This window comes from Frankia sp. AgB32, from assembly GCF_023243045.1.
GTDB lineage: Bacteria > Actinomycetota > Actinomycetes > Frankiales > Frankiaceae > Frankia.
Genome location: NZ_JALKFX010000002.1, coordinates 58,042 through 70,450, shown reverse-complemented (window position 1 = coordinate 70,450; position 12,409 = coordinate 58,042). Strand labels below are relative to the sequence as shown.

Annotated in this window: 14 protein-coding genes; 7 read left to right on the top strand and 7 right to left on the bottom strand. The window is 72.2% G+C overall.

Annotated elements, in window-relative coordinates; translation table 11 throughout:
• Positions 1–5: 5 nt before the first annotated feature.
• Together MXD60_RS01255 and MXD60_RS01250 are read left to right on the top strand one after the other, a co-directional pair.
• Positions 6–2,030 (top strand): 2-oxoacid:acceptor oxidoreductase subunit alpha, encoded by a 2,025-nt coding sequence (locus MXD60_RS01255; protein WP_248816865.1) that lies wholly within the window; start codon positions 6–8, stop codon positions 2,028–2,030.
• Entirely contained in the window at positions 2,027–3,118 is a 1,092-nt protein-coding gene (locus MXD60_RS01250) for a 2-oxoacid:ferredoxin oxidoreductase subunit beta (RefSeq protein WP_248816864.1), read from the top strand. Before MXD60_RS01255 ends, MXD60_RS01250 begins: the two co-directional genes overlap by 4 nt.
• 1,186 nt (positions 3,119–4,304) lie before the next feature.
• On the opposite strand, the gene fdxA is transcribed toward MXD60_RS01250, so the two are convergent.
• Together fdxA and MXD60_RS01240 are read right to left on the bottom strand one after the other, a co-directional pair.
• Positions 4,305–4,640: a ferredoxin gene (gene fdxA / locus MXD60_RS01245; RefSeq protein ID WP_248816862.1), complete on the bottom strand. Its 336-nt coding sequence runs from the start codon at positions 4,638–4,640 to the stop codon at positions 4,305–4,307.
• A 241-nt stretch (positions 4,641–4,881) separates the two neighbouring features.
• A complete protein-coding gene (locus tag MXD60_RS01240) occupies positions 4,882–5,739 on the bottom strand; it encodes an SDR family oxidoreductase (RefSeq protein ID WP_248816860.1) in 858 nt (285 codons plus the stop codon).
• A gap of 87 nt (positions 5,740–5,826) precedes the next feature.
• On the opposite strand from MXD60_RS01240, the gene MXD60_RS01235 reads away from it, so the two are divergent.
• Positions 5,827–6,261, top strand: coding sequence for a winged helix-turn-helix transcriptional regulator (locus MXD60_RS01235; protein WP_248816858.1), 435 nt, complete (start codon positions 5,827–5,829; stop codon positions 6,259–6,261).
• A 64-nt stretch (positions 6,262–6,325) separates the two neighbouring features.
• Here MXD60_RS01235 and MXD60_RS01230 read toward each other — a convergent pair whose 3' ends face one another.
• Positions 6,326–6,772 (bottom strand): group III truncated hemoglobin, encoded by a 447-nt coding sequence (locus MXD60_RS01230; protein ID WP_518467151.1) that lies wholly within the window; start codon positions 6,770–6,772, stop codon positions 6,326–6,328.
• A gap of 12 nt (positions 6,773–6,784) precedes the next feature.
• Between MXD60_RS01230 and MXD60_RS29635 the strand changes: the two genes are divergently transcribed.
• On the top strand, positions 6,785–6,955 hold the full coding sequence (locus MXD60_RS29635; protein WP_368861159.1) for a pentapeptide repeat-containing protein: 171 nt from the start codon (positions 6,785–6,787) through the stop codon (positions 6,953–6,955).
• A gap of 329 nt (positions 6,956–7,284) precedes the next feature.
• Here the strand turns inward: MXD60_RS29635 and MXD60_RS29630 are convergent, their stop codons facing one another.
• A complete protein-coding gene (locus MXD60_RS29630) occupies positions 7,285–7,482 on the bottom strand; it encodes a carboxymuconolactone decarboxylase family protein (protein ID WP_368861158.1) in 198 nt (65 codons plus the stop codon).
• Between the two features lie 361 nt (positions 7,483–7,843).
• Here MXD60_RS29630 and MXD60_RS01225 point away from each other — a divergent pair, with 361 nt between their 5' ends.
• A complete protein-coding gene (locus tag MXD60_RS01225; protein WP_248816855.1) occupies positions 7,844–8,290 on the top strand; it encodes a response regulator in 447 nt (148 codons plus the stop codon).
• Positions 8,291–8,319: 29 nt separating this feature from the next.
• Here MXD60_RS01225 and MXD60_RS01220 read toward each other — a convergent pair whose 3' ends face one another.
• The 3 genes from MXD60_RS01220 to MXD60_RS01210 all read right to left on the bottom strand — a co-directional run bounded on the left by MXD60_RS01220 (position 8,320) and on the right by MXD60_RS01210 (position 10,461).
• Positions 8,320–9,033, bottom strand: a complete 714-nt coding sequence (locus MXD60_RS01220) for a class I SAM-dependent DNA methyltransferase (RefSeq protein ID WP_248816853.1) — start codon at positions 9,031–9,033, stop codon at positions 8,320–8,322.
• A gap of 101 nt (positions 9,034–9,134) precedes the next feature.
• Complete coding sequence (locus tag MXD60_RS01215; RefSeq protein ID WP_011438823.1) at positions 9,135–9,338, bottom strand: cold-shock protein; 204 nt, start codon at positions 9,336–9,338, stop codon at positions 9,135–9,137.
• A 241-nt stretch (positions 9,339–9,579) separates the two neighbouring features.
• Positions 9,580–10,461 carry a LysR family transcriptional regulator gene (locus MXD60_RS01210; protein WP_248816851.1) on the bottom strand — a complete coding sequence of 294 codons (882 nt, stop codon included), beginning with the start codon at positions 10,459–10,461 and terminating at the stop codon, positions 9,580–9,582.
• A gap of 69 nt (positions 10,462–10,530) precedes the next feature.
• Here MXD60_RS01210 and MXD60_RS01205 point away from each other — a divergent pair, with 69 nt between their 5' ends.
• Positions 10,531–11,373: a CTP synthase C-terminal region-related (seleno)protein gene (locus MXD60_RS01205; protein ID WP_248816850.1), complete on the top strand. Its 843-nt coding sequence runs from the start codon at positions 10,531–10,533 to the stop codon at positions 11,371–11,373.
• A 155-nt stretch (positions 11,374–11,528) separates the two neighbouring features.
• The gene (locus MXD60_RS01200; RefSeq protein WP_248816848.1) at positions 11,529–12,323 is read left to right on the top strand and encodes an SRPBCC family protein; all 795 of its coding nucleotides are present in this window, start codon (positions 11,529–11,531) and stop codon (positions 12,321–12,323) included.
• The last annotated feature ends 86 nt before the right edge of the window (positions 12,324–12,409 follow it).

The window sequence follows — 12,409 nt, the reverse complement described above, 5'->3', positions numbered from 1 at the left end:
CTCCCATGCCCACCGAGCAGTTGTCCGAGCGGCCCGACGGGGTCAGACGGCTGGAGAACGTGGTGATCCGGTTCGCCGGTGACTCCGGCGACGGAATGCAGCTCACCGGAGACCGGTTCGGCGCCCAGGCCGCCGCGATCGGCAACGACGTGGCGACCCTGCCGAACTACCCGGCGGAGATCCGCGCGCCAACGGGAACCGTGGCCGGGGTGTCGAGCTACCAGCTCCACATCGCCGACCACGACATCTCGACCCCCGGCGACCAGCCCGACGTCCTGATCGCGATGAACCCGGCGGCACTGAAGGCCAACGTCACCGAGCTGCGGCCCGGCGGCGTGATCATCGTGGACACCGACACCTTCACGGTCCTGGGCCTGGAGAAGGCCGGTTACGAGGCCGACCCGCTCACCGACGGTTCGCTGGACGCCTACCAGGTGCACGCGATCAACCTGACCGGGTTCGCCTCCGCGGCCGTCGCCGACCACAACCTCAAGCGCAAGGACGCCGCGCGGACGAAGAACATGTTCGCCCTCGGCCTGGTGTCCTGGATGTTCAGCCAGCCGATCGAGGACACGATCGAGTACCTGCGCAAGCGGTTCGCGTCCAAGCCGGACGTGCAGGCCGCGAACATCGCCGCGCTGCGGGCCGGGGTGATCTACGGCGAGACGACCGAGGCGTTCGCGAACGTCTACGAGGTGAAGCCGGCCGCGCTCCCGCCCGGCACGTACCGGCATCTCAAGGGCAACAAGGCGGTCGCCTACGGCCTGGTCGCCGCAGCCCACCAGGCCGGGATGCCGCTGTTCCTCGGCGCCTACCCGATCACGCCGGCGTCCGAGATCCTGCACGAGCTGGCCATCCTGGCCTCCAACGACGTGCGGTCCTTCCAGGCCGAGGACGAGATCGCCGCGATCGGCGCGGCGATCGGCGGGTCGTTCGCCGGCATGCTCGGGGTGACCGTCACCTCCGGCCCCGGCATGGCGCTCAAGGCCGAGGCGCTCGGCCTCGCGGTGATCATGGAGCTGCCGCTCGTCATCGTGAACGTGCAGCGCGGCGGGCCGTCCACCGGCCTGCCGACCAAGACCGAGCAGTCCGACCTGCTGCAGGCCCTCTACGGCCGGCACGGCGAGGCGCCGATCCCGGTCATCGCCGTGCGCTCCCCCGCGGACGGCTTCAACGCGGCGATGGAGGCGGCGCGGATCGCGCTGGCCTACCGGACCCCGGTCATCCTGCTCTCCGACGCGTACATCGCCAACGGCAGCGAGCCGTGGCGGGTACCCGAGGTGGCGGAACTGCCGTTCATCGGGATTGACCTCGCCACCGAGGCGAACGCGGTCGACGAGGCGGGCAACCCGGTCTTCCACCCCTACGCCCGCGACCCGGCGACCCTCGCCCGGCCGCTGGCGATTCCCGGCACCCCCGGTCTGACCCACCGCATCGGCGGCCTGGAGAAGGCCGACCAGACCGGCGCGGTGTCCTACGACCCGGACAACCACGACCTGATGATCCGCACCCGGCAGGCCAAGATCGACGGCATCGACGTGCCGCCGCTCGAGGTCGACGACCCGAGCGGGGCGCCCGGGTCCGGCGCGGACGTGCTCGTGATCGGCTGGGGCTCGACCTGGGGTCCCATCGGCGAGGCCTGCCAGACGGTGCGTGCCGCGGGGATGAAGGTCGCCCAGGCGCACCTGCGGCACATCTCGCCGCTGCCCGCGAACCTCGCGTCGGTGCTGTCCGAGTACCACACCGTGCTCGTGCCGGAGATGAACCTCGGTCAGCTCGCCGGTCACCTGCGCCGGGAGACCCTGATCGACACCGTTGGCTACAACCAGACCCGCGGCATGCCGTTCCGGTCGGCGGAGCTCGCCTCGGTGATCATCCGGGTGATCCAGGGGATCACCGAGGAGGACACCACGGGCGACAACGCCGCGAAGGTGCTCGGCGACGTCGCCGCGCGCCTCGCCGCCAGCACCGGCGCGGCCACCGCGGGCACCGCTACCAGTCAGGACGCGACCCCGGAGGCGGGACGATGAGCGAGGTCAACGAGACGAGCGGGGCGACGGCGGAGGAGCCGGCCGGCGGCGGGAGCGGCCGGCGGGCCCCGACCGTGGCAGACTTCACCACCCCCCAGGAGGTCCGCTGGTGCCCCGGCTGCGGGGATCACGCGATCCTCTCGACGATGCGAGGGCTGCTGCCCGCGCTCGGCGTCGCCCCGGAGAACACGGTCATCGTGTCGGGCATCGGCTGCTCCTCCCGGCTGCCGTACTACCTCGACACCTACGGCATCCACTCCATCCACGGGCGGGCCCCGTCGTTCGCGACCGGCATCTCGATCAACCGGCCGGACCTGTCGGTCTGGGTGGTCACCGGTGACGGCGACGCGCTGTCCATCGGTGGAAACCACCTGATCCACGCGCTGCGCCGCAACGTCAACCTCAAGATCCTGTTGTTCAACAACCAGATCTACGGTCTGACCAAGGGGCAGTTCTCGCCCGCGTCCAAGGTCGGCACGGTCAGCCCGTCGAGCCCGCACGGCTCGCTGGACTACCCGTTCAACCCGGTCGCGCTCGCGCTCGGCGCCGGTGCGACCTTCGTGGCCCGCACGGTCGACTCCGACCGTCGGCACCTCACCGCGACCCTCACCGCCGCCGCCGCCCACCAGGGCGCCGCGCTGGTCGAGATCCGCCAGGGCTGCCCGACGTTCAGCGCGATCCCGCGCCAGCCGCGCGGCGCCGCGGGGGCACCGTCCGACACGGACAACCCGGCGTCGCCGGACCTGGGCCCGATCCGGCTCTCGCCTGGCCTGCCGATCGTGTTCGGCGGCAACGAGCAGTGGGGTGTCATCCGCGACCCGAGCACCGGTGAGCTGGCGATCGGCAACGGCGGCGACTCCCGCGTGGTCGTGCACGACCCGGGCACGCCGAACTCGACCTACGCGTACGGGCTCGCCCGGCTCGCGGAGACGGCGCTGGCCGAGCCGCCGATCGGCGTGTACCGATCGGTGTCCCAGCCGAGTTTCGACCAGCTGTACCAGGAGCGGCTGGCGACGGCCCGGCCCGGCGGCCGCGGTGACCTGCGGACGCTGATGACCGGCGCCGATTCCTGGGTGGTCGCCGGCTAGGGTGCTGCGCCCCTGGCCGGAGCAGACGGGCGGCCGGGCGGACCGCCCGTCTTGCGCAGGAGGGGATCAGGCCGAGAACTCTGTCGGCCTGATCCCCTCCTTGCGCGCGTTTCACCGACTCCGCGCCCAGCCGTCCCAGCTCGTGTCCGGGCGATCTTGCTGGTGGGCGAGTCGTCTCTGCATGTGCTGTGGCCTGGTTGGCCGGCAGCTGGTTGCTGGGGCTCGGTGTTCGGTGTTCGGTGTGCCCGCGACCGCCGCGGCTGGCTCCCTGCCGCCCGCGGCCGCCCGCCGCCGTCCGCGGCCGACCGGGGGATTCGAAGGTCACGGTGAGCGACGATAGTCAGGGGCCGCCGCGGTTCAGGGGGACCACGGTTGTCGTTCTGTATGGTTCGGCGCCCGTTTTGGTCGCCATATGCTGTGCTCTGGTCGCCTTGTGTTATCTTTGACGGACGGCATCACCGGCGGTGAGCGCGTTCCGGCGGCCATGCGTGGGAAACGGCCTACCTGTCTTCTCGGCAAGGGTCCGCGCCCGATTTGCCCCTGTCAAAGCGGCAGGTATCCGCTTGCCCGTGCGGCCGGTCCGGACCTGTTACCGGGACGGGCCACGGAGGGTGACCTTGCGCTGCGTTGCGCTGGAGCGACGCGACGTGCTGCGACGTGCTGCGGGGCGGTGCGACGCGCTGCGGGGCGGTGGGGCGCGGGGCGGTGTGACGCGGGAGGGCTTGGCTGTCGGTGGGTGGCCGCGGTTGTCAGGGTTGGTGGTCGCGCACGTTCGGGCAATGGGGACCGGGTCGCGCCTGCCTGATGGCGATGGCGCGAAAAGGCGGTGCCCGGAAGTGGCTGCGCTTTCGTGCCGGCTGCTCCTTCGAGTCGGCGATGTTGTCGCGCCGGCTGCGCTTTCGTGCCGGTTGAGCCCGTCGTGCCGGTTGAGTCGTCGTGTCGGCTGCGGCGGCGTGGTGGTTGATTTGCCGTGCCGCCTGAATGAGGCAGACGGCTGGTCATCGTGCCGGCTGGAATTCGGTCACGGCGAAAAGCCGCCCGCCGGTCGCGTTTCATCGCGGCCGGCCGGCGGCTTTTTCACGTTGAAAGGCCGGTGCCCGGACGGGGGTGGTCCTGGGCACCGGCCGTGGGCCGGCGGTCCCGCTGACGCCGTGGCCGCGTCAGCCTTCGCCGGCGGTCTGTGCCGTCAGCGTCCGTACCCCGCGACGAAGGGGGTGTCGGCCCGGACCGGGCCGAGCCTCCCCGCGCCGCCCGGATCGCCGACGGGTGTGTTCCGCCCTGGTAGAACCGTGTGGAAGAAGCGCGCCTCGTCCGCGATGAACTCGATCTCCGCCTCCGGTACCAGCTTCGCGTTCATGATCGCTTCAACGGGGCAGGCCGTCTCGCACGCCCCGCAGTCGATGCACTCGTCCGGATGGATGTACAGCTTCCGGTCGCCCTCGTAGATGCAGTCCACGGGACACTCGCCCACACACGCGGTGTCCTTCACATCAATGCACGCGGACGTGACGACAAACGTCATGAGTGCCTTCCCCGCGGATCGCCCGTACGGTCGAGGTTTGCACTTCTCGGTTCGGCATTGCTTGCGGCTTCCAGGAAAGCGTAACAGGGCATCGGCCCCATGGACCGGGAGAGCTGTAAAGGAACCGTAAACAAGTTGGCGTTCGCCGGCGCGCGAAGGATATCGGCAAGCTACGGGCCCAGGAAAAACCCAGGGACAGGTTTTTCCTGGGCCGCGGCGCGGTCCGCGGACGGGGGGCCGGTCAGACCTGCGCCGCGCGCACGGCGTCGGCCAGCGTGACGGCCGGCCGGCCGAGCAGCCGGGCGAGGTCACCGGTGTCGAGGTCCAGCGCGCCATGGCGGATGGACGTGTCGATGCCGGCGACGAACGCCGCCGTGGCCTCGTCCAGCCCGGCCTGGCCGAGGGTGGCGATGAGCTCCGCCTCCGAGACGTCGCGGTAGGTGACGGGTGTGCCGGTGACCTCGGTGATCGTCGCTGCCAGCTCGGTGAGAGTGAACGGCGGGCCGCCCAGCTCGTAGGTCGCGTTGTCGTGGCCGTCGCTGGTCAGCACGACCGCTGCGGCGGCGGCCAGGTCGGCTCGGGCGGCAGCGCCGATCCGGCCGTCGCCGGCCGCGCCGAGGATGAATCCCTGGGCCAGGTACTCGCCCAACCGGGCGGTGTGGTTCTCGAGGTACCAGTTGTTGCGGAGCAGGGTGTAGGGCACGCCCGCGGCGGCCAGCACCTGCTCGGTGCCGCGGTGCTCGACGGCGAGGGACAGGTCGGTGTCGTCGGCCCGGGGCGCGCTGGTGTAGACGACGCGGCCCACACCCGTTGCGACCGCCGTCTCGATCACGGCGGTGTGCTGGGCGACGCGTCGACCGACCTCCGAGCCGGAGACGAGCAGGAGCACGTCCACCCCGGCGAGGGCCGCGGGCAGGCTGGCTGGGTCGGAGTAGTCGGCCGCCCGGACCACGACACCCCGGTCGGCCAGCTTGGCGGCGCGGTCGGGATGTCGAGAGATCGCCACGATCGTGGCCGGTTCGGTCCCGGCCCGCTGCAGCTCGTCGATGACGAGGCGGCCGAGATGTCCCGTCGCGCCGGTGACAGCAGTCGTAGTCATGATCCGTCCTCCCAGTTCTAGGTTCCCAATGGTTAGTACTAACTATCAGAAAGGTTCCGGTCCCGGGTGGGATCGTAGGCTGTGCTCATGAACTCCGGGCCCGATACGGACGCGGCGAGGGGTGAGCCCGGCCCCGCGCTGGACGAGCCGAGCGACGAGCTCGTCGTCGACGTGTTCGCCCGCCACTGCAGCTCGCGGGCCGCGCTGGAGGACGTGGGGTCCAAGTGGGGGATCCTCGCGATGCTCGCGCTTGGCGAGGGCAGCTACCGTTTCAACGCGCTGCGCCGCCGGGTGGAGGGCGTGAGCGAGAAGATGCTCTCGCGGACGCTGCAGATCCTGGAGCGCGACGGGCTCCTCGTCCGCGAGGTGATCAGCACGATCCCGGCGCGGGTCGAGTACTCGCTGACCCCGCTGGGGGAGCGGGTCGCCGCGCAGCTGCGGGTCCTCGCCGACCTGTTCGAGGCGTCGGCCGCCGACATCAGCCGGGCGCGGGCCGACTTCGACACCAGCCGCCGGGCCTGACCCGGCCTGATCGGCCGGGGCGCCGCGGGACCGGACCACGGCCGGCAGTCCGCGGGTCAGCGGGTCAGCGGGCCGCGGGGTCCGGTTCGGCGGCTGGGGCGGCGGCGAGCCGGCGGCTCATCGACTCGGCGATCCGGTCGGCCTGGAGCTTGGCCCGGTCCGCGTTGGGACCGCGGTGCCGTTCGTCGACCGTGGCCTTCCAGAGGGTCAGCCAACGAGCGAACAGCTCGTCGGTGAGCGGGACGCGCGCGTGCAGGTCGGCGTGCACCCCGAAGGCGTTGCGCCGGTAGGTCCCCGCGCGGAAGATCACCGCCTGCCAGAAGTCACAGATCACCGGCAGGTGCGCCGGCAGATCGAGGCGGGCGACGTCAATGAACACCGGCCCGAGCTCGGGGTCCGCGAAAGCCCGCTGGTAGAACGCCGTCACGAGGGCCGCGATGTCGTCGCGGCCGGCGATGTCGCGCCGACTACCCGGGTCGGCGTCGCCGGGCCGAGTGGAGCCGCGGTCGATGGAGTCGTTCCGATGGGTGTCCGTGGTGACCTCCGGGACTGTGACCTCCGGGACTGTGACCTCCGGGACTGTGACCTCCGGGACTGCGAGCTCCGGGACTGCGAGCTTCCACACGGGGCGCCAGGCATGGTCGGGTGCGGTCAGACGTCGGTGTCGCCGGGCTGGTCGGCAGGCGATCCATGATCACTGGCTCCGCTGCCGGCGGAGCGGTGCCGGCGGGCGCTCACGGGGGAGCGCTGCGCCTGCGTAGCCGAGCGTACGCGGTCTGACCTCGCGGTTGGGAGGGCCCGAATCAACGGATCAGCCGGGTCACTCGACCCCCGCGCGGAGGTCTCCTGGCCCGGCCGGTCGTCGTGATGGCTGTGCGGGCCGTCACTGGCGTGCGGGCCTTCACCGGCGTGCTGGGCGGTCACTGGCGTGCGGGTTGTGATCGTCGTCCGGGTCGGCGCCGTTGTCCCGGTGCGAAGCGGCCTGCGCGCGGCGGGCGTCGGCGGTTCCCGGACCACCGGACATCAGGATCGCCACCCCGATGGCCTCCGCCGCCTGCGCGCGCTCACCCCGTGTCGGACCGCGGCCCGCGCGTGGGCCGCCATGCAGTCCTCACACTGTGAGTGCACGGCCAGGGCCAGCGCGATCAGATCCTTCGTCCGCCCGTCCCGGGCGCCGTCGGCCAAGGCCGCGTCCCGCAGCGCGCCGAAGGCGTCGTACACGGCGGGGATGCGCTGGCGCAGCTCGTGGCCGCGTCCTCGGTCGGCTCCGCGGCATGGTTCTGACTCTGCCCAGCGGGCAACGGCGGCAATCACCCACCGCCGGCCGGGACGGGCGGCGACCTCGGCGCGGCACCAGTTTGGGGGGCGACAGGCCGGTTCCCGCGGCGTACGGTCAGATATCCCCCGATCCGGGGAACCGGGTCCCGGTCTCCGACCGGCGAGACGTTCGGCCTGCGCCGGACGATCCGGCCGGACGTTCCCCCGCTCCTCTCGTCCTCGGCCGACGCCCCTGCGCGGGCCCCGGCGACCTGATCACGAGGCGTTCCCGCCGGGCGGGTCCGCCCACTTCGCGAGGTGCTCCATGACGACGAGTCCGCCCGCCCACTCGTTCGACGTTCTGCTGGTCGAGGATGATCCGGGGGATGTTCTGATGACCCGCGAGGCGTTCGCCGACGACCGGATCGGCGGCGTCCTGCACGTCGTGAACGACGGCATCGAGGCGATGGCCTTTCTGCGGCGCGAGGCGCCGTTCACCGACGCGCCCGAGGCCGATCTGGTCCTGCTCGACCTCAACCTGCCGCGCCGTGGCGGCATCGAGGTGCTTGCCGAGATCAAGGCGGACGAGCGGCTGCGCCGCATACCGGTCGTGGTGCTCACGACGTCGGACGCCGTCGAGGACATCGATCGCAGCTACCAGCTGCACGCCAACGCCTACGTCACGAAGGCGGTGGACTTCGACCGTTTCGTCGACGACGTGCGCAGCATCGATGACTTCTTCGTGACGGTCGTCCGGCTGCCGGGGCGCTGACCGACCGCCTCCCGCCGCCAGCTGCCGCGTCAGCGGTCGGTGGCCGGCTCCCGCCGCCAGACCAGGGCGAAGGTGAACGGATGGCCGAGGAAGTCGCCCCAGCGTGGCTTCACCTCGAGCCAGGACTCGTCGACGACGTTCTCCCGCATCTCGATCAGTGACCAGCCGGCCGCGAGCCCGGCGGCGACCTGCTCGCTGATCAGGTGGAGGTGGGTCGTGATCGCCCGCGGAGTGCCGGTGCCGTCGCGGTAGTGCGTGGGCATCCCGGACATCATCATGAAGTGTGGGTGGTAGCCGACCAGGACGAACAGGCCGCTCGGCCGAGTCAGTCGGGCGGCCTCCGCATACAGCGGGGTGAGCTCGGCGAGATGCTCGTCCATCAGGCAGGACACGGCCAGGTCGTAGCTGGCCGCCGGCAGCCCGGTATCGGTCGCGTCGGCCTCGATCAGCCGGTCGTGAGCGCCCCGGCGGCGGGCGAGCGCGAGCATCGGCGGGGTCAGGTCCACGCCGTCGACCGCGACCACGCCGCGGGAACGCAGCCAGGCACCGGTGCGGCCGGTGCCGCAACCGAGATCGGCCGCCCGGGCCACCTGCGACCAGGCGGGCGATCTCAGTCTGTCGAGCAGGGCGAGGTCCATGACATCCTCGACGGTCCGCTCGTACGTTGCCGACCACTCGCCGTAGCCGGTGCGGACGTCAATGGAGGTGTAACCCCGCCGGTCGAACTGGGAGAAGGTGGGCACCGGGGCAGTATCTGCGCCGGCTACCCGACCCTCAACGCGATTTCGGCGCGTGACCCCGGCGGGGGCCACGCGCCGAACGCGAAGCTCAGGTGGTGCGACGGTCAGACGGGCTGGACGTTGTCCGCCTGCGGACCCTTCTGGCCCTGCACGATCTCGAACTGGACGCTCTGGCCCTCATCCAGGGACTTGTAGCCGTCCGCCACGATCGAGGAGTAGTGGACGAACACGTCCGGGCCGCCACCGTCGACGGAGATGAATCCGAAGCCCTTCTCCGCGTTGAACCACTTGACGGTACCCTGCGCCACGATGCTTTCTCCTTGCCGCGCTCCCGGTAGGCGTCCTTCGCTTACCGGCTTCGCACCAGACCCCGACCGGTTCCGGAGCCTGGTCGTGCCGTTCCCTGCGTAGGTCACGCACCGAGAAACAAGCAACACCTGAAGCCTACCCCGTGCCCGCCGGCCGCGCGCCAGAGCAGCACTATCCGCTTCTGGTCCGGTTGGACACCGCCGACCGGGCGTCAGCGCGGCCCCTGCGGGCCCGGGTTCGTCACCCGCCCAGGGCCGCGGCGACGGCCGTGGCCGCCGGGGTCGTCCGCCCTGTGCGCACCAGCTCGGCGCGGAAAGCCAGGTTGCACCCGCGCAGCGGCACGGTCGTCGCGCCGGAGCGCGGCGCGCGCGCCGGCAGCAGACCGAGACCGTGGCCGGCGGCGATCAACGCGAGCAGGCCGCCGAGATCCGTGCCGTCGTAACGCAGCCGGGCCCGGAACCGTCGCTCGCCGGTGACCACGCGAAGATCCGCCAGCGCTGCGCCGAGAGCGGGTGCGTCGATCCAGCCGGCGTCGACGAGGTCCGCCAGCCGTGGACCGGACGACCGGGCGAGCGGATGATCAGCGGGCAGCGCCAGGCAGGCCGTCTCCTCGGCGATCCCCACCGCCCGGATGGGCCCCACGTCGGGCAGGCGCAACGGGTCACCGGCGGTGGCCAGGCCGACGATGACGGCCAGGTCGAACTCGCCCCGGGCCACCCCGGTCGTCGCCTCGGCGGTGCCCGCGGCGACCACGCGGACGTCGAGTCGGGGCCGGTCGGCCAGCACCGCCGCGAGGACGGCGGCGAGCCGCTCGGTGCCCAGCGGGTGCACGGCGACGGTCAGGCGTTCGGTGGGTGCGCCCGCGGCCCGCACGACGTCGGTTCGGGCCGCCGCCAGCCGCAGCAGTAGCGGACCCGCGTGCTCGAGCAGCCGGGCGCCGGCCTCCGTCACCGCCACGGTCGGCCGCCGCCGAAGCAGCACCACCCCGAGGTCGGCCTCGAGCGCCGCGACCTGCTGGGAGACGGCGGACTGGGTGTAGCCCAGCGCGCGGGCGGCGGCCGAGAACGAACCGGCGGTCGCGACCTCGACGAACGTGCGCAACTGGTGGATGTCCACGCTCATCAGTGTTCCTTATGCGAAGTGCGCGAATTATCGTTGGACCTGAACGGGCGGCCACCGGACCATCAGCGCATGTCGTCGCCCACGCCGCCGTCCGCGGCCCGCCGCCTTCGCTCGCTTCCGTCCGCCCCGGCTCTGCCGCAGTCCCGCCCGCCCGGTCCCCGACCGGCGGCGGAGGTCCGGGTCGCCGCGCCGGTGGCCCGGGTGGCGCTCGTCGGCGACCGCAGCGCCGATGTCGCGGCGCACGGCCGGGTGCCGGACCTGCTCGAAGCCCTGCGCCGCCGGGACGGCCTGCCACTCGACGCCTACTGGATCCCGACGGACGAGGTCGCGACAGCCGCACTGGACGCGTTCGACGGCGTCTGGCTCGTGCCCGGTGGCCCGTACGCCAGTGAGCGGGGAGCACTCACGGCGATCCGGGTGGCCCGGGAGCGCGGCATCCCGTTTCTCGGCACCTGTGGTGGCCTCCAGTACGCGGTGCTGGAGTTCGCCCGGGCTGTCTGCGGCCTGTCGGAGGCCGCCCACGCCGAGGTCGACCCGCAGGCCCCGGACCCGTTGATCGTGCCGATCGCCTGTGCGCTGAAGGGGCACGAGGGCGTCGTCCTGATCACGCGGGACTCCCTGGCCGAACGGGTTGTCGGCGCGGATCGCACGGTCGAGCGCTACTTCTGCTCGTACGGGATCAACCCGAGCCAGGTCGGCCCGCTGCTGGCCCACGGGTTGCGGTTCAGCGGGGTCGACGACGCGGGCGAGGCCCGCATCGTGGAACTGCCCGGCCATCCCTTCTTCCTGGCCACGCTGTTCCAGCCCGAGCTCGGGCCGGACACCAGCCGGCCGCATCCGATCATCCGTGGATTCGCCGAGGCCGCGGTCGCGCGGGCGGCCGCCCGCGTCACGGCACGCCGTCCAGGCTGATTCCGTTCGGCGGCACTGGGCGGCACAGGGGGCGGCGCAGTGCGGCGCGGGCCGGATTCCGCGTCGGCGGAGATGCGCCACGAGACGGGTGTGTTAGGGGCGGCGGCCCGGGGATGAGCGTCCTGACTGCATCTCGCGACGAGGCAGGAGGCACCATGGCAACCACGGTCCAGGAATCGATCGACGTCCATGTTCCGATCCGCACCGCGTACAACCAGTGGACGCAGTTCGAGTCCTTCCCCAACTTCATGGACGGCGTCGAGTCCATCGCGCAGCTCGACAACACGCACACCCACTGGAAGATCAAGGTCGGCGGCCAGGAGCGCGAGTTCGACGCGGCCATCACCGAACAGCTTCCCGACGAGCGGGTCGCCTGGAAGAGCACCGGCGGCTCGCAGCACGCCGGCGTGGTGACCTTCCACCGGATCTCGGCCGACGACACCCGGGTCACCGTGCAGATGGACTGGCAGCCCGAGGGGTTCGCCGAGAAGGCCGGCGCCGTCCTCGGCGCTGACGACCGCCGGGTCAAGGCCGACCTGCGCCGGTTCAAGTCCTTCATCGAAGAGCGGCAGACCGAGACCGGCGCCTGGCGCGGCGAGGTGCCCCGCCCGGACGCTGCCGGCGGCGCCCAGCAGTTCGACGCCCCCGCCGGCAACCAGGGTCACGGCACCCCCGCCGGTGGCCAGGGGCACGACGCGCCCGCCGGTGGCGAGGGCTACGGCACACCGGCCGGCGGACGGGGTTACGACACCCCGGCTGGCGGTCCGGGTTACGGCACCCCGGCTGGCGGTCCGGGTTACGGCACCCCGGCTGGCGGACGGGAGTTCGGGGACGAGGCGGGCTACACCGAGCCGCCCACGTCCGGCGACTCGGCTCGCAGCCAGGCCTACAGCGACGAGCCGGACCTCGGCGGCCCGCGCACGCCGGGCAGCCCCGCCGGCGGTTGGTGAGCCTCGCTTCTCCGGACGGCCGTGGGGCCGCGCCGCCGAGCGGCCGCCCCCGCCGCCGCCCCCCCCCGCCCGGGCACGACAACACC